This window comes from Qipengyuania sp. 902 (genome assembly GCF_051195295.1).
Lineage (GTDB): Bacteria > Pseudomonadota > Alphaproteobacteria > Sphingomonadales > Sphingomonadaceae > Qipengyuania.
Window position 1 is genome coordinate 28051 of sequence record NZ_JBNJLJ010000002.1, and the last position, 22496, is coordinate 50546.

At 63.2% G+C, this 22496-nt stretch carries 19 protein-coding genes and 2 tRNA genes; 4 read left to right on the plus strand and 17 right to left on the minus strand.

What is annotated here, in order from left to right; translation table 11 throughout:
* Nucleotides 1-3: 3 nt before the first annotated feature.
* Nucleotides 4-3561 (plus strand): error-prone DNA polymerase, encoded by a 3558-nt coding sequence (locus ACSH0F_RS05180; RefSeq protein ID WP_435200623.1) that lies wholly within the window; start codon nt 4-6, stop codon nt 3559-3561.
* Between the two features lie 61 nt (nt 3562-3622).
* The gene (locus ACSH0F_RS05185; protein ID WP_435200625.1) at nt 3623-4348 is read left to right on the plus strand and encodes an extensin-like domain-containing protein; all 726 of its coding nucleotides are present in this window, start codon (nt 3623-3625) and stop codon (nt 4346-4348) included.
* Here the strand turns inward: ACSH0F_RS05185 and ACSH0F_RS05190 are convergent, their stop codons facing one another.
* From ACSH0F_RS05190 to recJ, 12 genes are all read right to left on the minus strand, one after another.
* The gene (locus ACSH0F_RS05190; protein WP_435200627.1) at nt 4349-5344 is read right to left on the minus strand and encodes a hypothetical protein; all 996 of its coding nucleotides are present in this window, start codon (nt 5342-5344) and stop codon (nt 4349-4351) included.
* A 42-nt stretch (nt 5345-5386) separates the two neighbouring features.
* On the minus strand, nt 5387-6073 hold the full coding sequence (gene phoB, locus ACSH0F_RS05195; protein ID WP_435202158.1) for a phosphate regulon transcriptional regulator PhoB: 687 nt from the start codon (nt 6071-6073) through the stop codon (nt 5387-5389).
* Between the two features lie 67 nt (nt 6074-6140).
* Nucleotides 6141-6821, minus strand: a complete 681-nt coding sequence (gene phoU, locus ACSH0F_RS05200; RefSeq protein WP_278326954.1) for a phosphate signaling complex protein PhoU — start codon at nt 6819-6821, stop codon at nt 6141-6143.
* 4 nt (nt 6822-6825) lie between these two features.
* The gene (pstB, locus tag ACSH0F_RS05205; protein ID WP_278327901.1) at nt 6826-7572 is read right to left on the minus strand and encodes a phosphate ABC transporter ATP-binding protein PstB; all 747 of its coding nucleotides are present in this window, start codon (nt 7570-7572) and stop codon (nt 6826-6828) included.
* Between the two features lie 38 nt (nt 7573-7610).
* The gene (pstA, locus tag ACSH0F_RS05210) at nt 7611-8873 is read right to left on the minus strand and encodes a phosphate ABC transporter permease PstA (RefSeq protein ID WP_435200629.1); all 1263 of its coding nucleotides are present in this window, start codon (nt 8871-8873) and stop codon (nt 7611-7613) included.
* Nucleotides 8866-10251 (minus strand): phosphate ABC transporter permease subunit PstC, encoded by a 1386-nt coding sequence (pstC, locus tag ACSH0F_RS05215; RefSeq protein ID WP_435200631.1) that lies wholly within the window; start codon nt 10249-10251, stop codon nt 8866-8868. The genes pstA and pstC overlap by 8 nt, the downstream gene beginning before the upstream one ends.
* Before the next feature lie 17 nt (nt 10252-10268).
* Nucleotides 10269-11315 carry a substrate-binding domain-containing protein gene (locus ACSH0F_RS05220; protein WP_435200633.1) on the minus strand — a complete coding sequence of 349 codons (1047 nt, stop codon included), beginning with the start codon at nt 11313-11315 and terminating at the stop codon, nt 10269-10271.
* A gap of 78 nt (nt 11316-11393) precedes the next feature.
* On the minus strand, nt 11394-12740 hold the full coding sequence (locus ACSH0F_RS05225; protein WP_435200635.1) for an OprO/OprP family phosphate-selective porin: 1347 nt from the start codon (nt 12738-12740) through the stop codon (nt 11394-11396).
* Between the two features lie 144 nt (nt 12741-12884).
* The gene (locus ACSH0F_RS05230) at nt 12885-13877 is read right to left on the minus strand and encodes a sensor histidine kinase (protein ID WP_435200637.1); all 993 of its coding nucleotides are present in this window, start codon (nt 13875-13877) and stop codon (nt 12885-12887) included.
* A gap of 268 nt (nt 13878-14145) precedes the next feature.
* Nucleotides 14146-14221: transfer RNA gene (locus ACSH0F_RS05235), tRNA-Glu, on the minus strand.
* Between the two features lie 49 nt (nt 14222-14270).
* A tRNA-Glu gene (locus tag ACSH0F_RS05240) sits at nt 14271-14346 on the minus strand.
* An 83-nt stretch (nt 14347-14429) separates the two neighbouring features.
* Nucleotides 14430-16214, minus strand: a complete 1785-nt coding sequence (gene recJ, locus ACSH0F_RS05245) for a single-stranded-DNA-specific exonuclease RecJ (protein WP_435200639.1) — start codon at nt 16212-16214, stop codon at nt 14430-14432.
* A gap of 80 nt (nt 16215-16294) precedes the next feature.
* Here recJ and ACSH0F_RS05250 point away from each other — a divergent pair, with 80 nt between their 5' ends.
* Nucleotides 16295-16780, plus strand: coding sequence for a flavodoxin family protein (locus ACSH0F_RS05250; RefSeq protein ID WP_435200641.1), 486 nt, complete (start codon nt 16295-16297; stop codon nt 16778-16780).
* A gap of 161 nt (nt 16781-16941) precedes the next feature.
* Here the strand turns inward: ACSH0F_RS05250 and ACSH0F_RS05255 are convergent, their stop codons facing one another.
* Nucleotides 16942-17286, minus strand: coding sequence for a hypothetical protein (locus ACSH0F_RS05255; protein ID WP_435200643.1), 345 nt, complete (start codon nt 17284-17286; stop codon nt 16942-16944).
* A gap of 250 nt (nt 17287-17536) precedes the next feature.
* Here ACSH0F_RS05255 and ACSH0F_RS05260 point away from each other — a divergent pair, with 250 nt between their 5' ends.
* The gene (locus ACSH0F_RS05260) at nt 17537-17824 is read left to right on the plus strand and encodes an AHH domain-containing protein (protein ID WP_435200645.1); all 288 of its coding nucleotides are present in this window, start codon (nt 17537-17539) and stop codon (nt 17822-17824) included.
* Here the strand turns inward: ACSH0F_RS05260 and ACSH0F_RS05265 are convergent.
* The 4 genes from ACSH0F_RS05265 to leuA all read right to left on the minus strand — a co-directional run bounded on the left by ACSH0F_RS05265 (nt 17821) and on the right by leuA (nt 22470).
* The gene (locus ACSH0F_RS05265) at nt 17821-18789 is read right to left on the minus strand and encodes an NAD(P)H-dependent flavin oxidoreductase (RefSeq protein ID WP_435200647.1); all 969 of its coding nucleotides are present in this window, start codon (nt 18787-18789) and stop codon (nt 17821-17823) included. The genes ACSH0F_RS05260 and ACSH0F_RS05265 overlap by 4 nt on opposite strands.
* A gap of 81 nt (nt 18790-18870) precedes the next feature.
* The gene (locus ACSH0F_RS05270; RefSeq protein ID WP_435200649.1) at nt 18871-19926 is read right to left on the minus strand and encodes an amidohydrolase family protein; all 1056 of its coding nucleotides are present in this window, start codon (nt 19924-19926) and stop codon (nt 18871-18873) included.
* Between the two features lie 252 nt (nt 19927-20178).
* Nucleotides 20179-20697 (minus strand): PilZ domain-containing protein, encoded by a 519-nt coding sequence (locus ACSH0F_RS05275; protein WP_435200651.1) that lies wholly within the window; start codon nt 20695-20697, stop codon nt 20179-20181.
* Between the two features lie 96 nt (nt 20698-20793).
* Nucleotides 20794-22470, minus strand: a complete 1677-nt coding sequence (gene leuA / locus ACSH0F_RS05280) for a 2-isopropylmalate synthase (RefSeq protein WP_435200653.1) — start codon at nt 22468-22470, stop codon at nt 20794-20796.
* Nucleotides 22471-22496: the final 26 nt, after the last annotated feature.

A 22496-nucleotide genomic window follows, 5' to 3' on the forward strand; every position in this document is an offset into this window, starting at 1 on the left:
GGTGTGCCGGAGAACGACCACCAGATCCCCAAGCGCAGGATCGATGTCGATCCCGATCTCGTAAGGGCGCCGCAGCGCGCACCTTTCGTCGAACTGGGGCTCGTTTCCTGCTTCAGCTTCCTACGCGGAGCCTCCGATGCGGTCGATCTGGTCGAGCGGGCCTATGGGCTCGGCTACGATGCGATCGGCATTGCCGATGCCAATACCATGGCCGGGGTGGTGCGCATCCATAGCGAGGCGAAAACCCTTAAGTTGAAGCCGCTTATCGGCTGCAGGATAGAAACGGTCGAAGGTTTCGCCTTCCTCGCCTATCCCAAGGATCGCGCCGCTTACGGGCGTCTGTGCCAGCTGATCTCGCAGGGGCGCATGGCCACGCTGGAGGGTGAGTGGCAGGCCAAGGGTGAGTGCCACATCTCGCTGGCCATGCTCGCTGCGCAGAGCGAGGATGTGCAGCTGATCCTCGTACCACCGTCCGATCTTGGGCAGCACTTCACTATTGCGATCCCGAGCAATGTCGTGCCGTTTCGCCAGGCGGATACAGGGGAGGCAGTCGAAACCCGGTGGACGCAGGTCGAGGGTGACTTGGCCAACCTTCTCTTGCACCTGACCAGCCAACTCCCGACGATGCGACATATCGCCGCGAGCTATCTCTACACCGCCAGCGATATCGAACGGATCGAGCGGCTCGATGATCTCGCGCGGACCAACGGCCTGTGCATCCTCGCCAGCAACGACGTGCATTACGCCACGCCCGACAAGCGGCCCCTGCAGGATGTGATGACCGCCATCCGCCACAAGACCACAGTGGCCGAGGCCGGGCACCTGCTGTTCGGCAATGCCGAGCGGTACCTCAAGTCGCCTGCCGCCATGGTCCGCATGTTCGCCCGCTGGCCACATGCCATCGCCGCCACGCGCGAAGTGGCCGATGCCTGCGATTTCAGCCTCGACACGCTGAAATACGAATATCCCGAAGAGCTTTATCCCGGCGGCGTCGACCCGCAGGGCTATCTCGAAAGCGAAACCTGGAAGGGGGCCGCCTGGCGCTATCCTGAAGGCATTCCCGATAGCCTGCGCGAGACTTTGCACAAGGAACTCGCGCTGATCGGAAAGATGCAGCTTGCGCGTTATTTCCTGACCATCAAGGACATCGTCGATTTCGCGCGCAACAAGGTCGATCCGCCGATCCTGTGTCAGGGACGTGGCAGCGCAGCCAATTCGGCCGTCTGCTACTGCCTCGGCATCACCAGCGTCGATCCTGAAAAGCACCAGCTGCTGTTCGACCGCTTCATCTCCGAAGACCGCAAGGAGCCGCCCGACATCGATGTCGATTTCGAGCATGAGCGGCGCGAGGAAGTGATCCAGTATCTCTATCGCAAATACGGCCGCCACCGGGCCGGCCTGTGCGCCACGGTGATCCACTATCGCCCGCGCATGGCGATCCGCGAGGTGGGCAAGGCGATGGGCCTTTCCGAGGATGTCACCGCCGTGCTGGCGCGCACCGTCTGGGGCGGATGGGGACGCACGATCGACGAGGGGCATGTCGAGAACGAAACCGGCCTCGACCTCACCGATCCGCATTTGCGCCGCGTGCTCAAGCTGACTGAGCAGATGATCGGCATGCCGCGCCATCTCAGCCAGCATGTCGGCGGTTTCATCCTGACCGACGGCCCGCTGACCGAGATGGTCCCGATCGGGAACGGCGCCATGCCCGATCGCAGCTTCATCGAGTGGGACAAGGACGACATCGACGATCTCGGCATCCTCAAGGTCGACGTGCTTGCGCTCGGCATGTTAACTTGCATCCGCAAGGGGCTGAAACTGCTGGAAGATCATCATGGCAAGAGCTACGAGCTCGCGACCATCCCGCGTGAGGATCCGGCGGTCTACGACATGCTGTGCACGGGCGATTCGCTCGGCGTGTTCCAGGTCGAAAGCCGAGCGCAGATGAACATGCTCCCGCGGCTCCGACCGCGCGAATTCTACGATCTCGTCGTGCAGGTCGCCATCGTCCGGCCCGGGCCGATCCAGGGCGACATGGTTCACCCCTATCTCAAGCAGCGCCGCCGGGCTCGCCAGGGCAAGACCGATTTCTACCTGCCGTCGCCCGCGCCGGAGCACGGTCCGCCCGACGAACTCTCGTCGATCCTGGAGCGGACATACGGCGTTCCGATCTTCCAGGAACAGGCAATGAAGATCGCCATCGATGCGGCGAAGTTCAGCTCGAAGGAGGCGAACCGGCTGCGCAAGGCCATGGCGACCTTCCGCAGCCGCGGCATGGTGAACGAGCATCAGGATATGATGGTCGGCCGCATGATCGAACGCGGCTACGATCCCGAATTTTCCGCACGGTGCTTCGAGCAGATCAAGGGCTTCGGTGAATACGGCTTCCCGGAAAGCCACGCCGCCAGCTTCGCCCACCTCGTCTATGTGTCGAGCTGGATGAAGTGCCATTACCCGGCGGCCTTCGCCTGCGCGCTGCTCAATTCGCAGCCGATGGGCTTTTATGCCCCGGCGCAGATCGTGCGCGATGCGCGCGAACATGGCGTCACGGTGCTGCCCGCCGACGTCAATCTGTCCGACTGGGACTGCACGCTGGAAGAGTGCCAAGGGGAGATCGCCTTGCGCCTCGGCCTCAGGCAGGTCGACGGCTTGCGCGAGGCCGTGGCGGCACGGCTGATCGGGGAGCGCGAGGAACGGGGGCCCTATGCCGACGTCACGGCGCTGCGGGACCGTGCCCGCATCGGCCCTTCGCATGTCGAGCGGCTTGCCAGCGCCGATTGCTTCGGTTCGATCGCGCTGTCGCGACGCCAGGCGCTGTGGGATGCGCGCAGCCTGATTCCCGAGCCCGACCTGCCGCTTTTCGCCGCCGCGGCGGAGCGGGAGGAAGGTGCCGAAACGTCGGCCACGCAGCTGCCTTACATGCCGCTGAGCGAGGAAGTCGTGGCGGATTACCAGACCACGCGGCTCAGCCTGAAGGCGCATCCGATGTCGTTCCTGCGCGATGATTTGGATGCGCGCGGCTTCGTGCGCGCGTGCGACCTGCGCGAGCGCAAGTTTCGCTCCACCGTCAACGTGGCAGGCGTGGTGCTGATCCGCCAGCAACCGGGCAGCGCCAAGGGAGTGTGCTTCATCACGCTGGAGGATGAGACCGGCGTCGTGAACCTCGTCATCTGGCCTGATCTCAAGGCCCGCCAGCGCAAGGTGGTAATGGGTGCGCGGCTGATGGAAGTGCGGGGGCGCGTGGAATATGACGACGAGGTCGTACATGTCATTGCCCAGCACATGACCGATGCGACGCAGGATCTCCACCGCCTGTCGGACGACCTGCTGGTCGCGCCGATCGCGCGGGCGGACCATGTGAACAGCCCGCTCCCGTCGCATTGCAAGGCGGGATGGGAGAACCCGGCCGGGAGCGCCGATGCTCCGGCTTCCGAAACCACGGCGAAACCGCCGCCGAAGGACGACTGGCAGGACCCGCCGCCGGGCAATCGCGAGTGCGGATGGGGCGGGGGGCATCCGCGCGATGTGCGCGTGATCCCGAAATCGCGCGACTTCCATTGATGCGGGAGCGAACCGCGCCGCAAGCGGTTTGGTCCGGTATGCAGGTCGGCAGCACCAATCGATGAAAATTGACATATCCCGCCGCATCGGCCGCTTTCGTGCCGACCGTCGCGTAGTAATCCTGCTAGTGCTAATCGGCTTGGGGCTTGCCGGCCGGGTGTGGCTGGCCGAGCATCCCGAGCATAACCCCTGGGCACCGCTCGACCTGCGTGACCCCGTGGGGTGGGCGACGGAAGCGAAGCTCCTCGCACTGCGAAACGATCCCGCACAATGTCGCGCCGCGCTGGAGCGGAGTGAGATTGCCTTCACTTCGCTCGATCCCGCAGGAGAGGGAGCCTGCAGGCGCGAGGACCGGACGCGGCTCGATGGGTACCCTCTATCGCCATCGACACCCGCCATGACCTGTCCGACGACTGTCGCGCTTTATTTGTGGGAACGCGACATACTCGAACCATTGGCGCGGGAGCTATTCGATAGCGAAATCGAACAAATCGAACATCTTGGAGCATACTCCTGCCGTCGTCTCTACGGTCGTGACGAGGGTCCCTGGAGCGAACATGCCACGGCCAATGCCATCGATATCGCCGGCATCCGGCTATCCGACGGGACGCAAATCAGCGTGCTTGACGATTGGGATGCGGACGGCCCGAAAGCGGAATTCCTACGCCGTGCCCGCGATGGAGCCTGCGACGGCTTCACAACCGTCTTGAGCCCGGCCTACAACGCCGCCCATGCGGATCACTTTCACCTCGACATGAGTGCTCGCTGGCGGGGCGTGTGCCGTTGATCAACGCGGCGACGCACAGTCTACAACGCGCGTCATTGAATGGTCATCGTTTTGTTCGAGGCTTTCGCAGGGAGCCTTGGTCAGCAACACGCCATAGCGGTCCGTCGACATGAGAATCGTGTCGTCATCGACCTTCTCCAGCCGCGGATCGGAGTGCAAAACCTTCATCACGTCCCAGCGCAATGGCATGTCGGGATTGAAGGGCTCTTCGGTCAGCGGTTCGCAGTCGGTTGCGCTGGGCGGCAGCGCGGCACCACCGATCTTCTCGACGACTCCCGCCTCCGTGTACCGATAGGCGATCTGGTATTGCGGGCAGCGTGAATAGCCAACCTCGATCCCGTCGAAGACGATGCGTCCGGGCACCTCGGACAATCCGATCCCGGCATGACCACCTTGCTCGAGATAATGGGTGATCCCGACCATGCGCCATTCGCCAAGCAATTCCTGCGGTGGCAGCAAATTGGCAAGTCGCCGCTGAGCCGGCCGCTCTAGCAGCAACTGCGTTTCTCCGGCAGTGAGCAACAATCGGCCATCCGGCAATCGTTCCACGCTCGGATTGCGGTCGAAGAAAGTGAAAAGCTGACGATCCCGCTCTTCCCTCTCGGGTCCGCAGCCGATCTCGGTCTGAAAGCGTTGGCCGGGCGACGACACGAAGCGCCCGTCGCGCACGGCTCCCGACGCACCCGAGTAGTTGCATTCGATCTGCAGGCTCACGCCTTTGTCACCGAAGTCGGCGAAAGCGGCCCGTGTCGAACCCGACAGGCGGTGCGGTTCATGGCCGTCGAAATTGACGATGTCCCACTCGCCGAGGATGTCCTGGCTGCTGGCAACCGGTTCAACTTGCACAGTGGCGCGGCTTGGGTCGACCGGGGCAGCCGTCACCGGTGCAGGCTCTCCCAACTGCTGCACAGCAGGCACGCACGCGAAAAGTGTCGCGGTGGCGCAGGTGGCACCAAGCGCGCAGATGAAGCGCTCGAGCGGGGAGGATTGCTGCATCCTCTCAGATTCGCACGCCGTGCCTTGTCGCAGGCTGAACGGTCAGGCTTCGAGGGAGTATCCCGCACTGCGGACCGTTCGTATCGGATCCTTGGCACCGTCGATCTCGATGGCCTTGCGCAGGCGGCGGATGTGAACGTCGACGGTCCGCAGCTCGATTTCGCTTTCGGTACCCCATACGCCGTCGAGCAACTGGCCGCGGCTGAATACCCGGCCCGGGCTTTCCATGAAAAACTTGAGCAGCCGGTATTCGGTCGGGCCCAGCTGTACACCCTGACCGCGGCGAGTGACCTTGTGCGCGACCGGGTCGAGCACGATGTCGCCCACCGCGATCGTCTCACCGGCGAGCACGGGCCGAATACGCCGCATCACGGCCGCAACGCGCGCCAGAAGCTCGCGCGGGCTGAAGGGTTTGGTGAGGTAGTCGTCGGCACCGGTGTCGAGGCCCCTGACCCGATCGTCCTCGGTCTCGCGCGCGGTGAGCATGATGATCGGGACATGCGCCGTTTCCTTGTCACGGCGCAGGCGACGGCAGACTTCGATCCCGCTGGTTCCTTCAATCATCCAGTCTAAGATTACGAGGTCGGGCGTTTCTTCCGATGCCATGAGCAGCGCCTCATCGCCATCGGCGGTGGTGCGCACATCGTAGCCTTCATTGGCAAAACGATATTCGAGCAGTTCGGAGAGGGCCGGATCGTCCTCTACCAGCAATAGCTTGGCCGCGTTCAAATCCTTGCCTTCCCGCGATGATTCCTTGTCGGGCATGGCAGTATGACCTTCGCGCTACAGAATTGTGTCAGTCGTCTTCGTCGGGCGGATATGTTCCGACGGCGGCGAAATGGACCATCTCCGCGACATTGGTCGCGTGGTCGCCGATACGTTCGAGGTTGCGCGCCACGAAAAGCAGCTGCGCAGCGCTCGAGATCGTCGAAGGGTTCTCGACCATGTGGCTGACTAGATTGCGGAAAATCGAATTGTAGAAGGCGTCCACCTTCTCGTCCGCGGCAATGACCTCGCGCGCCAGTTCGGCATCGCGGGCGGCATAGGCCGTGAGCACGTCATGCACCATCTCGCTGGCAACTTCGGCCATTGCGGGCAGAAGAGTGAGCGGCTCGAACTGCTTGCGGTTTGAACCGATTTCCTTGCTCGCCTTCGCGATGTTCTTGGAATAGTCGCCGATCCGCTCGACCACGCCGGCAATTTTCAGCGCGGCAATGACTTCGCGAAGGTCGTCCGCCATCGGCGCCCGCAGCGCTATGATGCGCACGGCAAGCTTATCGACCTCGCTTTCGAGCACGTCGATCTTCTTGTCGGCCTTGACGATCCTGTCGGAAAGTTCGTCGTCGCCTTTCACCAGCGCATCGATTGCCTGCTGGATCGCCGCCTCGGCGAGGCCGCCCATTTCCGCGATCAGGCCGCGCAGGCGCGTGATGTCTTCGTCGAAGGCCTTGACGGTATGTTCTTGAATGGAATCCATGCTCTTATCCGTACCGTCCGGTGATGTAATCCTGGGTCCGCTGCTCCAGCGGATTGGTGAATATGTCAGAAGTACGACCGTACTCCACCATCTTTCCCAAGTGGAAGAAAGCCGTACGCTGGCTGACGCGGGCGGCCTGCTGCATCGAGTGGGTTACGATCACGATGGCATAACGGCCATTGAGTTCCGCGATCAGCTCTTCGATCTTCGCCGTCGCAATGGGGTCGAGCGCCGAACACGGCTCGTCCATCAGGATGACTTCCGGATCGACCGCGATGGCGCGCGCAATGCACAGGCGCTGCTGCTGGCCGCCGGAAAGCGCTGTGCCGCTGTCTTGCAGACGGTCTTTTACCTCTTCCCACAGACCCGCACGCTTCAGCGAGCGTTCGACGATGGCATCGAGTTCGTCCTTGCCCTCGGCAAGACCGTGAATCTTGGGGCCGTAAGCGATGTTCTCGTAGATCGACTTGGGGAAGGGATTAGGCTTCTGGAACACCATCCCGACCCGGGCGCGAAGTTGCACCACGTCCATCTTGGAACGGTAGATGTCTTCGCCGTCCAGAGTGATCTCGCCCTCGACCCGTGCCGAAGGAATGGTGTCGTTCATCCGGTTCAGCGTGCGAAGGAAGGTCGACTTGCCGCAGCCCGACGGGCCGATAAAGGCCGTCACATACTTGGTCGGAATTTCAATCGACACCTCGTCGATCGCCTTCTTGTCGCCGTAGAACACGGAGACGTCGCGCGCGCTCATCTTGGCGTCGGTCGCTTCAAGGTTTTCGTGTACTACGGTCACCAGCTTTTCTCGAATTTGTTGCGCAGGTAGATTGCGAGTCCGTTCATCAGGAGCAGGAACAGCAATAGCACGATAATCGCCGCGCTGGTGCGCTCCACGAAGCCGCGGTCGATTTCATCGGACCACAGGAAGATCTGCATCGGCAAAACAGTTGCAGGCGAAGTGAACCCATCGGGCGGTGTCGCCACGAAAGCGCGCATGCCGATCATCAGTAGCGGAGCGGTCTCACCGAGGGCGCGAGCCATGCCGATGATCGTGCCGGTAAGGATGCCGGGCAGGGCGAGCGGCAGGACGTGATGGAACACGACTTGTACCGGCGAGGCGCCGACGGCCAGCGCGCCGTCGCGGATGCTCGGCGGGACGGCCTTGATCGCATTCCGGCCCGCGATGACGATCACCGGCATGGTCATCAGGGCCAGCGTCATGCCGCCGATCAACGGCGCGGAGCGCAGGTTCGGGAAGATCGTCAGGAAAACAGCGAGGCCGAGCAGGCCGAAGATGATCGACGGGACCGCCGCGAGATTGTTGATCGACAGCTCGATGATGTCGGTCCATTTGTTCTTCGGCGCGTATTCCTCGAGATAGAGCGCTGCCAGCACGCCGATCGGGAAGGCGAGCAAAAGGGTAACGATCATCGTCAGCATCGAGCCCTTGAGCGCGCCCCAGATCCCGACTTGCTGCGGATTGGTGGCGTCGGCGCGGGAGAGGAAGCCCGGGTCGAAATTCTTGCCGATCCGGCCTTGCTCGTAGAGCGAGTTCGCCAGCGCCTGCATCTCTGGCGAGCCTTCTCCTTCGTACCCGGAAGCCAGGTCGGCCGAGGCTGGCAGCGAAAAGGTCACTTGTTCGCGCAGGATGCCTGGATCGGCTGCAATCGCTGCCGCAACATCGCGCCACGCCTGACCGCCGAGTTGCTCGGCCGCCTCGTCGCCGAGCGCTTCGGTGGCGAAATATTGGACGACGTCGGGCAGTCCCTGCGCTTCGAGAGACTGGACTGCTCCCGATTGCGCCATGGTCGAGGCGTCGGCGGATATGCCTGCCTGTGTAAAATCGATGGGCACTTCCACTTCGACGCGCTGGAAGCCGCCGATGCCGTTGATCGTCATCGTGCCGAGCAGGAACACCAGCACTGCGACCGAGAACAGGATCGCGCCGAGGCCGATGGCCTTGAAGCGGCGTTCGGCGGCGTAGCGCTTCTTTAGCCGCGCTTCGAAGGCGGCGGTGCGCGTCGGGGCGCGCATGGTGGCGGCCTCTTCACTCATAAGCTTCGCGATACCGTTTGACGACGCGCAGGGCGACGAAGTTGAGGCCGAGGGTGACCATGAAGAGCACGAAACCGAGCGCGAAGGCGCTCAGCGTGGCCGGATGATCGAAACTGCCTTCGCCGGTAAGCATGGCGACGATCTGCACGGTCACCGTGGTCATCGATTCGAGCGGATTACCGCTGAGGTTTGCGGCGGTCGAGGCTGCCATCACCACGATCATTGTCTCGCCGATCGCGCGGCTGATGGCCAGCATGACGCCTGCCACGATGCCGGGTAGTGCTGCCGGCACCAGCACACGGCGGATGGTTTCATTGGTGGTCGCGCCCATCGCCAGGCTGCCGTCGCGCATGGATTGCGGGACCGCCGCGATGCTGTCGTCGGCCATCGAGCTGACGAAGGGAATGATCATCACGCCCATGACCAGGCCTGCCGCCAGCGCGCTTTCGCTGGACGGGTTGGAAGCGCCGAGATCGATGGCAAGGTCGCGGATCGCGGGCGCAATCGTAAGTGCCGCGAAATAGCCATAGACCACTGTCGGGACGCCAGCGAGGATCTCGAGGGCAGGCTTCACCCACGAACGGACCTTCGGATTCGCATATTGCGTGAGGTAGATCGCGCTCATCAGTCCAAGCGGGATCGCAACGATCATGGCGATGATCGCACCGATGAAGAGCGTGCCCCAGAACAGCGGGATGGCGCCATATCGCGAGGCGTCCGGATTGTCGGGATTGGCCATCGGGTCCGGGCCCCAATGGGTTCCGAACAGGAAATCGATCGGCGAAACCATGCCGAAGAAGCGCACGGTTTCGAAGATGAGGCTGGCGAGGATGCCGATGGTCGTCAGGATGGCGACCAGCGATGCGGCCAGCAGAATCGCCATCACGATCCGCTCCACCCGCGTGCGCGCGGCGAAGTCCGGCTTGAGGCGCAGGAATGCCCACGTGCCCGCAAGGAACGCGATCAGCAAGGTAACCACTATGCCGATCGTGTTGTAATAGGACAGCGCGTCCCGGAAGGGCTCGACCAGATCGCGCGCCTGCGGATTGAACACGGCAGGCGCCGCACCAGTCGCTACCGCGCGAGCCTCGTTGAGGATCGTCTGACGCTGGAATCCGAATGCGGGCAGATCGGCCGCGGCGGGGCTGGACAGCACCGCCTGGCTGATCAGACCTGGCGCGATCGCACTCCATAGAACGACGAAAGCGAGGACCGGCAGAACGATCCAAAGCGCGACATACCATGCGTGGTAGGTCGGCAGGCTCGACAGCCGCCCGTCAGCGCTTTCGCGGCGGAGCGTCCAGGCGCGCGCGCGGGCCGCCAACCATCCGGCGAGCCCGAGGCCTAGGGCCAGGAGAAGCAGGATGGTCGGTGACATACGCTAGTGTGCTTGCCTTACTTCAGCTGCGCGCCGTCGAGCGTGGTGTACTCGGTCGCCGCCGTGGTGTTGGCCGCCATAACGTCGTCAGGCGAGGCGACAAGCCCGATCTTCGACAGTTCCCCGCCTTTGCCCCACATGGTGGTCCACTGGGCAAGATATTCGCGCAGGCCCGGAATGGCGTCGAGGTGCGCCTTCTTCACATAGACGTAGAGCGGACGAGCACCGGGATAGTCGAAGTTGGCGATGTTCTCGTAGGTGGGCTCGACGCCGGTCATCGGCAGGCCCTGAACCTTGTCGGCGTTCTCTTCGAGATAGCTGTAGCCGAAGACGCCGACAGCCTTGGGGTTGCCTTCGATCTTCTGGACGATGAGGTTGTCCTGCTCGCCCTGGTCGACATAGGCACCGTCGGAACGTACTTCGGTGCACAGCTGGGCGTGACGATCTTCGTCGCTATCCTTGAGCGCCTTCATTTCGGCATTGGTGTCGCAACCGACTTCGAGAACCAGTTCCTTGAGCGCATCGCGCGTGCCCGAGGTGCTCGGCGGACCATAGACGAGGATCGGCTCGTTGGGGAGCGACGGGTCGACGTCAGACCAGGTCTCGTTGGTCTGCTCTTCGCCGTAGGGGTTGGCGGCAAGCGCTTCGTAAACATGCTGCGGGGTCAAATTCATCATGATGCCGCCCTGCGCCGACGCAAAAGCGATCCCGTCGAGGCCGACCTGGATTTCCGTGATCTCATTGACGCCATTGGCCTGGCAGTCGGCAAATTCGCTGGCCTTCATGCGGCGCGAAGCATGGGTCATGTCCGGCGTATCTGCGCCGACGCCCGAGCAGAACAGGTTCATGCCGCCGCCGGTGCCGGTCGATTCGATGATCGGGCTCTTGTAGTCGGGGTTCGAGCGCGCGAAGGCTTCGGAGACGGCCTTGGCGAAGGGGAACACCGTCGAGGAGCCGACCGCGCGGATCGAATCGCGCGAAGCGGAATCGCCCGCACCGCCGCCGCAAGCGGCGAGAGCGGCAGCCGAAACGGCGGCGAAGATGAAGGATTTGGTCTTGGTCATGATAGATCCCTTACGTGTTAACTAGCGGCGCATAAGCGCTTCGATGTTACAGGGTTGCGACAGAAGTCTGACCGCGGATCAGAAGTCCACCTGAGCGCGCACGCCGAAGGCGTTCACGGAATAGGACGTATCACCATCGGCGGTCGGGATGACGGCGTTGTCATATTCCAGCAGGCCGTAGTTGACGCCGAAAAGGACGTAGGCGGTCGGCTTCCAGATCAGCGAGGCGAGGTAGCCGTTCTGCGTCCCACCGAGGACGCCCGCGTCGTTGAGATCGAGATAATCGTAGCGCAGGTTGAACTGCACCGATCCGATGCCCCCCTTGCCGACAGGGCTAGACGGCTTCGTCCGATCGAACTTGCCGGCCTTGTAGCCCCGCGTATCGCCTGCCGTCAGGTAGTAGCCAAGTTCGGCATAGCCGCCGAAGAAGGTCGGGTCTTGCATGGCGCCGGGCATGTTGACGGTCTGCCAGAAACCTTCGGCCGCGGCATGAAACGAACCGGCGATCGCAGCGGCTTCCACGCCCAGTCCGAACTCGCTTTCAGCATCGAGATTGCCGGTGTTTACGAAACGCTCCGCGGTGAAATGCACCAGCGGGCGCTGGCGATAGCGCACGGTCGCGCCGACCTCGTCGATGTCGTTGTAATGGACCGAGCCGCCGAAGTGCAGCTGGGCATCGACCAGCTTGGGCATGATCACGAGACGACCGTCGACACCGCGGTTCTTGGTTTCCGTGTCGTCGAAATTGTCCGTGAAGACACCGGCCTGGGCGAGCACGATACCGGCTTCGTAGGCGACCGAAGCACCGATGCGACGCTCGAAGCCGAAGGCGTCGGTAAAGGCCGCGCGTTCGATGAAGGTCGTGTGCAGGCTGCTGGTCAGCTCTTCGAGCGACTGAAAATTATTATGATGGCCGATTGCGATTTCGAGGGGTCCGTCCCCGTAAGTGAGGATCGCATCCGCAACGTCGATTTCGTTGCCCGCGAAGTCTAACTCGAACTTGTAGCCGAAGCCGCCCGGGATATCGCCCGAGGCCCCGAGGCGCGCCCGGCGGACTTCATTGCCGAAGCCGTCGACCGCACCCGTGGAATTCGGTGCATTGGTGAAACCAGCGTCGTACATCAGGCGACCGCGCGGCTTGAAGCTCCACCCATCGCTCGTGACGAGTTTCTCGACGACCGGATCGGCCGCCGATTCGGCAGCTGCAGAAGTGGCAGCGATGACCTCGTCCTGCGCCGTGTTGACCTGTTTCGCCGCCGCGAGCTCGCTTTCGAGCTGGTCGATGCGGGCGTTCATCGCCTGGAGCTGCGCGCGCATGGCTGCCAGCTCGTCGGAAGACACCGTGACATCCTGCGCGAGTACGGGGGTGGCCATCGTGCAGCTGAGCGCTGCCGCTGCCACGGAGAGGTGAATCATGCGGTTCATTCGAGTTCCTTGGACGGGAATGTTTCGATCCGGCGACGCCCCTATGACCGGCAAATTACACTATTGTGACAGCCCATGGACCCGGTCGTGCTCGACAGTGGACAAGCTGTGGACCATCGGTGAAGTCTCGCTCGTTGAGAAGCGTCAGTCGCCCGACGCGTCGCTATTCAGCGGCAGCGTAACCGTGACGCGAGTGCCTTCGCCCACGGTGCTTTCCACGTCGAGCCGTCCGCGGTGGCGCTCGACGATGTGCTTGACGATGGCGAGGCCGAGGCCGGTTCCGCCCGAAGCGCGGCTACGACCGGGATCGGTGCGATAGAAGCGCCGCGTGAGGTGCGGGATGTGCTCGGCAGCGATGCCATCACCCCTGTCCGTGACCGTCAGTCGCACCCGATTGTCGCCGCGCGGATGCAAGCGGATCGTCACAGGCTGGTCGGCGTGGCCATATTTGAGCGCATTGTCGACGAGGTTGCGGACGAGCTGCTCGAGCTGCTGGGCATCGCCGCGGATGAAGAACTGGCCACTCGTCGCGATGTCGAGGCGATCGAGCCGTTCGCTACCGGCGCCGTCCCGCGCGGCCGATTCCACCAGACCCGAAAGCTCGATGCGCGCGCTTGGCAAATCGTGCTTTTCCGCCTCGATCCGCGACAGGGACATGAGGTCGCTGACTAGATTTTGCAGACGCTTCGCCTCGCGCTGGATCGTATCGAGGAATCGCTCGGCGGTCTTCGTCTCCAGATTGCCCGCATCCTCGCTCAGTGTTTCGACGTAACCGATAATGGCCGCGAGGGGCGTGCGAAGTTCATGGCTGGCATTCGCGACGAAGTCCGTGTGTGCGCGGGAGATGTCGGCCTCGGCGGTCTTGTTGACGAATTCCACGACTGCCAACTGATCGTCGAGCTTCTTGCGATTGATCCGCCAGATGTCGTTGCGGCGGGACAGGCCGCGTACGATTGCGCTTCCGTCTGCATCGCGATCGAGCAAACGCACCGCCTCCGGCTGGCGTAAAGCCATGCGGGCATCCTGGCCAAGAATGTGCGAACCGAGCAGGCCTCGCGCGGCGAGATTGGCGATGGTCACCCGGTCGCGTTCGGTAATGATGATGGGCGTTTCGGAATGTTCGAACAGCTCTCCCATGGATTCCCGAGAAAAGCCTTTGCCATTCGTTTCGGGCTGAGGGGCAGGGGGCTCGGAATACACCAGCCAGAGCGACCCGGCCCACAAGAGAAGGATCGTGACCACGTACAGCAGGTCCGCACCGGCGAAGGCGAGTATGATGCACGTCGCGAGCGCAAGCAAAAGTCCCGGAAGTGGAAGGCGGGGCGCATCCATCGACAGGCCGCTTAGCGGCGCAACCACGCGCGTGCCAACCACATTCGCAAAGTTGTCACATGAAAGGGAGTGGTGGTGACCCCTACGGGACTCGAACCCGTGTTTCAGCCGTGAAAGGGCCGCGTCCTAGACCGCTAGACGAAGGGGCCACATGCCGGAGCGAAACCATTCGGATCGCCGGAATGCAAAACGCCACCGTGGTGACCCCTACGGGACTCGAACCCGTGTTTCAGCCGTGAAAGGGCCGCGTCCTAGACCGCTAGACGAAGGGGCCACATCGGTGGCGTGGCGGCGCACTTAGGCGGGGTGGAGCGGGGCGTCAACCCTCCAATGCGGTGCTTCCGGTCGATGCGCGTATCAATCTGCCCAGGCGGCATCCTCGAGGTGCAATTCCGCTTGCGGTCTGCTCCCCCAGTCGTCGATCTTCGCGCGACCGGCGAGCCAGAGCTTGCGCCCTTGAGAGCCGTGCAGCAGCGCTTGGCCCATGTCGCTATCTGCGGCGCGAAAAGCGATGCCCTTGAAGCTGTGGCCATCGTCTCCGGATGCGATAATCCGCACGTGGTCTGCACCGACGATATCGCACTTGACCAGCCGCACCGGTCCCACGGCGACGCGCGGTCCGGGCCAACCCACGCCGTAAGGTCCACCTTCATCGAGTGACGCTATCAGATCCGGCACCAGTCCGCCGGGAGCCACCGCGATGTCGAGCAGCATTTCCCGACTGGCCGAGGCCCCCGCAACCTGCGCTTCGAGCGTCGCGTCAAGCCAGTCCGAGAGATCCTCGATCCGGGCTGCATCCACGGTCAGGCCGGCGGCCATGGCATGACCGCCGCCGGCGAGAAGCAGGCCCTCGTCCTTCGCCCTGATGATGGCTGCACCGAGATCGACGCCGGCGATCGAGCGGCCCGATCCCTTGCCCTGGCCCGTTTCCGCGTCGAGCGCGATGACGAGCGAGGGTTTCCCGGTCTTCTCCTTTATGCGCCCGGCCACGATGCCAATAACGCCAGGGTGCCAGCCTTCACCGGCAAGCAGGTGGACAGCCCGATTGTGCTGCCCGGCAAGCTGCTGTTCGGCCTCTTCCTGCACGGCTGCCTCGATCGCCCGACGTTCGTCATTGAGCGCCGAAAGCTGGGCCGCGATGTCACGCGCTTCGTCCGGATCCCGCGTCGTGAGCAAACGCACGCCAAGGGTCGATTCGCCGACCCGTCCGCCTGCATTGATACGCGGGCCGAGTGCAAATCCGAGGTCGGAGCAGGCGGGGGCACGCTTCAGCCGGCTCGCGTCGATCAGCGCCGCCATGCCGATATTTTCACGCTTCGCCATGACCTTAAGGCCCTGCGACACAAAGGCGCGATTGAGGCCATGGAGCGCGGCGACATCGGCCACCGTGCCCAGTGCCACAAGATCCAGCAACGACAGCACATTGGGCTCGGGCCGATCGGCGAAGTAGTCCCGTTCGCGCAAAGTGCGGACGAGCGCGACGCCCAGCAGGAACGCGACGCCAACTGCTGCCAAGTGTCCGTGGCTCGCAGCATCGTCGGCTTCGTCCAGCCGGTTGGGATTGACCAGCGCGACCGTCTTCGGCAGCTCGGCCGCACATTTGTGATGATCGACGACGATCACATCCACGCCCGCGTCATGCGCCATGGCGAGCGCATCATGCGCCATCGCGCCGCAATCGACCGTGACGACCAGGCTGCTACCACTTTCGCCCAGTTTCACCAGAGCCTCGCCCGAAGGACCATATCCTTCCAGTAGCCGGTCGGGGATGTAATAGTCGGCCTCGAGGCCGAGCTCGCGCAGCAGCAGGATCAGCAGTGCGGAACTGGTTGCGCCATCGACATCGTAGTCCCCGTAGATCGTGATCCGCTCATGCGCGAGGACTGCCTGGGCAAGACGGTCTGCCGCCGTCTTCATGTCCTGGAAGATCGAGGGGTCCGGCAGGAAATTGCGCAGCGTCGGCTGACGATGCCGATCGATATCCTCTGGCGCCACGCCGCGCGCGATCATCAGCTGGTCGACGATGTCGCGTCCGGACCCGGCGCCTGCGCCTAGCTCCATATTGCCGCCTCGCCAGCGCCACGCGCGCCCGGTGAGGGATTGCGAGACGCCGAATACGTGTGAGAGAGCCTGCGATGTCATGCGATGGGTTTAGACCAGCAGGTGCAGTCAGGGAACGGCGGATTGTTGACAATCGACAGCCGCCAGCGAAGGAGCGTGATATGCCGTCTCCACAGCTTCTCATCATATGGCATAGCCGTACGGGCACGGCCGAGGCGCTTGCTGCCGCTGCCGCAGAGGGTGCTGGCGATGTCGGTCTGCTGAAGCCCGCCTGCGATGTCGAACCACAGGATTTGCTCGATGCATCGGGCTATCTCTTCGCCTGCCCGGAAAATCTCGCGTCGATGAGCGGGCAGATGAAAGAAATGTTCGACCGCTGCTACTATCCGGTACTCGGAAAGATCGAGGGGCGGCCCTATGCCAGCATCATAGCTGCCGGCAGCGATGGCGAAGGCGCGCAGCGGCAGCTCGACCGTATCGCAAAGGGTTGGCGGCTGAAGCGGGTTGCCGATCCCTTCATCGTTGTTACCGAAGCCCAGTCGCAGGCGGAAATCGAGGCCCGGAAGGAAGTCCATCGGGGTGACATCGATGATGCAAAGACGCTTGGCGAGGCTCTCGCCCAAGGGATCGAGCTTGGGATTTTCTAAACCAAAGCAACCGGATCGGACCTAATTGCCTCTATATAACTCGACAACGCTCGGCTAGATATCAAATTGAGAGTACGGGACTGGAGGGCGCGGCCATAGCGGGCAGGGATGGATCGATTGCGCATGCTGAAGCGCAAGGGCGCGCTGCCGGCGTTGTGCTGTTAGTTGACGCCGGATGTCGACCGAGTGGGGCGGATGTTCGTGATTTGCTTGCCAAGCTCCATCGAACCTCCATCAGTTTCGATCCCGCGCCCGAAGCTGACGCATCCACCGGGCCGGATGAAGAACGGTGGCTCGAGGTTCTCAAAGATGGCCTCACTTTCGATCTTCTCGGTCTGGCGCCCGGTCCGGGTATACAGGCGCTCGAGCCCCGGCATCGGTTTGGATTTTCTGCCGCTTCTGAGGACATCGCGCTCGAGGCTATTGGCCTTTTCCCTGGACCGCATCTGGCAGAAGGCGCCCATACCCTGCCGATCGTCCGCACCATCCTCGCCCTCGGTGCGCAACTCGCGAGCGCCATCGAAGGCGCGCGACGCATCGTCTGGACGCCGCGTCCCCACCTACCATTCCGGGCGGTCAACCGGATAGGCACGCCGACTTACGACCGCGCAATGCAACGGCATCATTTGCTGCCGTGTCAGTTGTTGAGCTTTCCCTGCTTTGGACGCTTGTTCGACAAGCTCGGGCCTTTAGCGCATCGGCTTCGACGATTTCCGTCGCAATGGACTCCTGCTGCCATCTCGCGAAGAGGCGGCGGTGCGCCTGGCCATGCCGCTCCATCGGGGTCCGCATCGCGACTATAACGAGATGGTCATCGAGAATGTCGGTTGGATCGAGCAATCCTTGTCCCGGCGTCGTAGCCGGAGCGACGATGCCCGCCACATCGACGCGCTCAACCGGCTCGGACGGCTTCAGGACAGGCTTCGGCTCAACTTGCTCGACCGGCGCCGCGGGCCGCGTCTTAGCAGCAAGGATCCCCGCAGTTCGCCTCCCGACTTCGCCGATCTAGATGCGTTGGTCGAGGACCATTGGCGAAAAGCCTAGGCCGTCGCTTCGGCAAGCGCGCTTTTTGCAGCATCGTACTCGCGCTCCAGCCGCGCAACCGTGTCTTCCACCGGTGCGCTTTCCCTGACCGTACCGATGCCCTGGCCCGACCCCCAGATGTCCTTCCACGCCTTGGCCTTGGTATTGCCCCCACTGCCGAAGTTCATCTTGCTAGGATCGCTTTCCGGCAAATTGTCCGGATCGAGGCCCGAAGCTTCGATGCTCGAACGCAGGTAGTTGCCGTGCACGCCGGTGAACAGGTTGGTATAGACGATCCCACTCGCATCGCCCTCGACGATGCCCTTCTTGTAATTCTCGTCCGCATTGGCTTCGGTGGCTGCGATCCAGGGCGAGCCGATATAGGCGAAGTCCGCGCCCAGCGCCTGCGCGGCCAGAATCGAGCGGCCGTGAGCGATCGAGCCCGATAGCGCGACCAGCCCGTCGAACCAGCTGCGGATTTCTTGCATCAGCGCAAAGGGGCTGAGCGTGCCCGCATGGCCGCCCGCACCGGCAGCGACCGGGATGAGGCCGCTCGCGCCCTTTTCGATCGCCTTCCTCGCGAAGCGATCGTTGATGACATCGTGCATCGTGATGCCACCCCATTTGTCGACCGCCTGGAAGACCTCTTCGCGCGCGCCGAGCGAGGTGATGACCATCGGCACCTGCCATTTGGCGCAGGTCTGCATGTCGGCATCGAGTCGGTCGTTCGACTTGTGGACGATCTGGTTGACGGCGTAAGGCGCAGCCGGGCGGTCCGGATTGTCGCGATTGTGCGCGGCCAGTTCCTCGGTGATCTGGTGCAGCCATTCGTCAACCTGGCTCTGCGGCCGAGCGTTAAGCGCCGGGAATGCGCCGACGATGCCCGCCTTGCATTGCGCGATGACCAGTTCCGGCCCCGAGACGATGAACAGCGGCGAGCCGATGACGGGGATGCGGAGCTTGTCGAACGGGGCGGGCAGGGGCATGCGGCAGGTCCTCTCAGGTCAGTTGCAGGTTGCGACCTATGGCGCGCAAGGGAGCTTGTCGAGATTGACGTTACGTAAGGATCAGGCGGCGGGCAGCACTTGCTCGATGCCATAGATCCGCGCGGCGGTGCCTGCGAACAGCGCCTGCTTCTCATCCGCGCTGTGGCCCTGTGCCAACCGCTTGAAGGCGTTCCATAGGACCGGATAGCTCGCGCCCCAGCGGTCGACGGGATAGTTGCTCTCGAACATGCCGCGATCCGGCCCGAAGGCCTCGATGCAAGTCTCGATATAGGGTCGCCAGAGGGCGGCCAGATGCTCCGACCCGTAGCCCCTGGCCGGGCCGTCTTCGGGAAGACCGCAGAATGCCATCGCGAGGCCGCCCAGCTTGACCGCGACATTCGGGCACTCGGCCAGCGCGTGGATGGACTTGCGCCAGATGTCGAAGCGCTCGTGCAGTTTGCCGCGATAGCACGCGATGTTGAGCGGCGTGCCGCAGTGGTCGAGCACGATCTGCTGGTCGGGAAACGCCTTCGCCAGCTCCAGCACATCGCCCAGTTGCGGCTCCAGCAGCCAGGCATCGAAGGTCAGGCCGTAGTCGGCATAGGCTGCGAAGCCGGCGCGGAAAGCATCCGAACCGTAGAGCCCTTCCGGTGCATGGAAGGGCGGGCCGAGCACATCGGGATCGGCATCCCAGGCGGCCGCGTGGCGGATCCCCCGAAACCGCCCGTTGCCCGCTGCGATCAGCGCCTCGATTACCGGCTTTACCGCATCGCCCCGGGTCAGATCCGCATGGCCGACGATTGCCGCACAGGGGCGGTATTCGCCATAGAGCCCGCTCGCCCCCTGTGCTGCAACGCCGTTGACGAACTCGACCTCGCCGACCGGCTTCAAGGCCTCGTCCCGGCTCGCATCGTAGAAGGCGCCACATTCCATGAACACCGTAGCCACGACCTTGTGGCCCGAGTGAGTGTCTGCGAACAGCTCGTCGAACGTGTAATAATCCGCGCCCGCAATCGCTTCGATAAAGTCGTGCCGCGGTTCGGGAAATGACGGCACCAATGGTCGCAAATCCCAGAGGTGATGGTGCGGGTCGATGATCGGCAGATCGGGCTCGAGGATTTCTTCGGTCGCGGTCATAACAGGCTCTCTCCTCTACGCGCCGGCGCTGTAGGACCCATGTTGGAAGGCCCCTGTGCCAGTCCCGTCACATGGACCACATGGACCACTGTCCTGGCAAGAAAAAGCAGGGGTGCAAGCGCCGCGGGCTGGAAAAGGCGTAGACGGAGCGAGTGCTAGCGATCTGCATGGCTCCGCTCTAGGTCATGCTGGTCGAGTAGGAAACTTGCACGTCAAAGTAGCGGTCGTCACCCCCCTTGCGGGCGCGCCGATTTATCGAAGGCTCACCTCGTTGCGTATATGCTCGAGTATGGAGGGATAAAGCGGACTTTCGAATTTCAGGCCGACCATGTCGTCGGTTCGCCATCTGATCACCGCTCCCAGCGGGCCGATTGAGCCGATCTTGATAGTGACGCGCGAACCGGGTCTCGCAAGACTTCGATCCTCAACCCGGCACCCGTGGGTGGACAGATCGAAGATCTTCGCTTCGCGGCTGCCGCCCTGGCCATAGACCCGGCCCACGATCGTCACCCCGTGCCTGGCCTCGATGCGCTCCGCTTGCTTGCGGGTTTCCGCCGGCGGAAGGGGAGGGCGATCATCGATTTGCGGCGCAGTTGCCATCACTGCGTCGGGTCGTTCCGGGGTTTCGGGATGCAGCTCGTCGTAAAGGTTTGCCGCCGCCGCCCAGAAGGCTTCCTCGTTGCCGAGATTGATTGCACCTCTCCCATCGGGCCAAAGGGCCCAGATGTTGCCATCCTTCGCGGACAGCGTAGGAGTGTTGGTGCCGGTCATCGATATGCGTACCCGAGCGGGCTCTTTGGCCCGTCGAGAATGTTAATAGCCGGAAAACCTTACTCTTTCATTTCAATTCTGCTGGGAAAATCGGGCTCATCCGACAGCCGAGTTCGCTGCGCTCAACACCGCCCTCACGCTCGCGGTCGCGACGTCTTCGTCGATCCCGCAGCCCCAGATAGTGCGGCCGTCCGCGTCGCGGCATTCGAGATAGGCGGCGGCGCGGCTGTCACGGCCGGTGGTTAGCGCGTGTTCTGTGTAGTCCACCACTTCCAGTGACAGGCCGAAGGCGTCTTCGATGGTCGAGAGCACGCTGGAGATCAGGCCGTTACCCCGGCCCGAGACAGATTGCTCCGTGCCTTCGACGGCGATGGTGCCGCTGAACAAGCGCGTGCCGTCCGTCGCGCGGCGTTCTTCGTAATTGACCAGCTGGAAATGCTTGTCCTCGGTCTGCACGTGATAGGCTTGCTGGAAAGCGCGCCAGATGTCTGCGGCGTTGAGCTCGCGGCCCAGTTCGTCGGCCATGCGCTGGACATGCGGGCTGAAATCGGCCTGCATTCTTTTGGGCAGCTTGAGGCCCTGGTGCTGCTCAAGCACCCAGGCGAACCCGCCCTTGCCGCTCTGCGAGTTGACGCGGATCACCGCTTCGTAACTGCGGCCGAGGTCGGCGGGATCGATGGGCAGGTAAGGCACGCGCCATTGCGGCGAGTTCTGGCTTTCGTGCGCAGCGAAACCCTTCTTGATCGCGTCTTGGTGGCTGCCGGAAAAGGCGGTGTAGACCAGCTCGCCGCCATAGGGGTGGCGCTGGTGGACGGGTAGCTCGTTGCAATACTCGACCGTCTCGATCACCCGGTCGATGTCGGAGAAATCGATCTGTGGATCGATTCCTTGCGTGTACATGTTGAGCGCCATGGTCACGAGGCAGCAATTGCCCGTGCGCTCGCCATTGCCGAACAGGCAGCCTTCTACCCGGTCCGCGCCCGCCATCAGCGCCAGCTCCGCCGCCGCGACCCCGGTGCCGCGATCGTTATGCGTGTGCAGGCTGATCACCGCGCTGTCGCGGTTGGGCAGATTGCGGATGAAATACTCGACCTGGTCGGCGTAGATATTGGGCGTTGCCGCCTCGACCGTGGCGGGCAGGTTGAGGATGATCGGATGCTCGGGCGTGGGTGCCAGGACTTTCATCACGGCCTCGCAAACCTCCAGGCTGAAATCGAGCTCGGCGGTGGAGAAGGTTTCGGGCGAGTACTGGAAATGCCATTCGGTGTCGGGCTGCTTGCCCGCCTCGTCGCGCATGACCTTCGCGCCCTTCACGGCGATGTCGCGCACCTGATCCTTGCTCATCCCGAACACGACCTCGCGCCAGGCGGGGCTGACGGCGTTGTAGAGGTGGACGATGGCCTGTCTCGCGCCGGTGAGGCTGGCGAAGCTGGTGCGGATCAGGTCTTCGCGGCTTTGCGTCAGGACCTGCACAATGACGTCGTCGGGCACGCGGCCCGATTGCACGAGGCCGGAGATGAAGTCGAACTCGGTCGCGCCCGCGCTGGGAAAGCCGACCTCGATTTCCTTCACGCCGATCTCGACCAGCAGGTCGAAGAAACGGTTTTTCTTGTGGGCGTCCATCGGGTCGACGATCGCCTGATTGCCGTCGCGCAGATCGGTGCTGAGCCAGCGGGGCGGCGCGGTGATCCTGCGGCTCGGCCAGTGGCGGTCGGCCAGCGGAACCTGGGGGAAAGCGGCATATTTGGCGCTCGGGTCGGAGAGCATGGGCATCGGGAAAGTCTCGGATTGTGCGAAGC

Excerpts from the sequence above, each read along its gene's own strand:
- pstB (WP_278327901.1), bottom strand. The coding sequence starts at position 7,572 with ATGAGCGCGCGCGACGTCTCCGTGTTCTACGGCGACAAGAAGGCGATC.
- pstC (WP_435200631.1), bottom strand. The coding sequence starts at position 10,251 with ATGTCACCGACCATCCTGCTTCTCCTGGCCCTAGGCCTCGGGCTCGCC.
- ACSH0F_RS05270 (WP_435200649.1), bottom strand. The coding sequence starts at position 19,926 with ATGACCGCGACCGAAGAAATCCTCGAGCCCGATCTGCCGATCATCGAC.
- ACSH0F_RS05225 (WP_435200635.1), bottom strand. The coding sequence starts at position 12,740 with ATGAACCGCATGATTCACCTCTCCGTGGCAGCGGCAGCGCTCAGCTGC.
- ACSH0F_RS05230 (WP_435200637.1), bottom strand. The coding sequence starts at position 13,877 with ATGGGAGAGCTGTTCGAACATTCCGAAACGCCCATCATCATTACCGAA.
- ACSH0F_RS05275 (WP_435200651.1), bottom strand. The coding sequence starts at position 20,697 with ATGACCGGCACCAACACTCCTACGCTGTCCGCGAAGGATGGCAACATC.
- phoU (WP_278326954.1), bottom strand. The coding sequence starts at position 6,821 with ATGGATTCCATTCAAGAACATACCGTCAAGGCCTTCGACGAAGACATC.
- leuA (WP_435200653.1), bottom strand. The coding sequence starts at position 22,470 with ATGCCCATGCTCTCCGACCCGAGCGCCAAATATGCCGCTTTCCCCCAG.
- ACSH0F_RS05190 (WP_435200627.1), bottom strand. The coding sequence starts at position 5,344 with ATGCAGCAATCCTCCCCGCTCGAGCGCTTCATCTGCGCGCTTGGTGCC.
- recJ (WP_435200639.1), bottom strand. The coding sequence starts at position 16,214 with ATGACATCGCAGGCTCTCTCACACGTATTCGGCGTCTCGCAATCCCTC.
- pstA (WP_435200629.1), bottom strand. The coding sequence starts at position 8,873 with ATGAGTGAAGAGGCCGCCACCATGCGCGCCCCGACGCGCACCGCCGCC.
- ACSH0F_RS05265 (WP_435200647.1), bottom strand. The coding sequence starts at position 18,789 with ATGCCCCTGCCCGCCCCGTTCGACAAGCTCCGCATCCCCGTCATCGGC.
- ACSH0F_RS05220 (WP_435200633.1), bottom strand. The coding sequence starts at position 11,315 with ATGACCAAGACCAAATCCTTCATCTTCGCCGCCGTTTCGGCTGCCGCT.
- ACSH0F_RS05250 (WP_435200641.1), top strand. The coding sequence starts at position 16,295 with ATGCCGTCTCCACAGCTTCTCATCATATGGCATAGCCGTACGGGCACG.
- ACSH0F_RS05185 (WP_435200625.1), top strand. The coding sequence starts at position 3,623 with ATGAAAATTGACATATCCCGCCGCATCGGCCGCTTTCGTGCCGACCGT.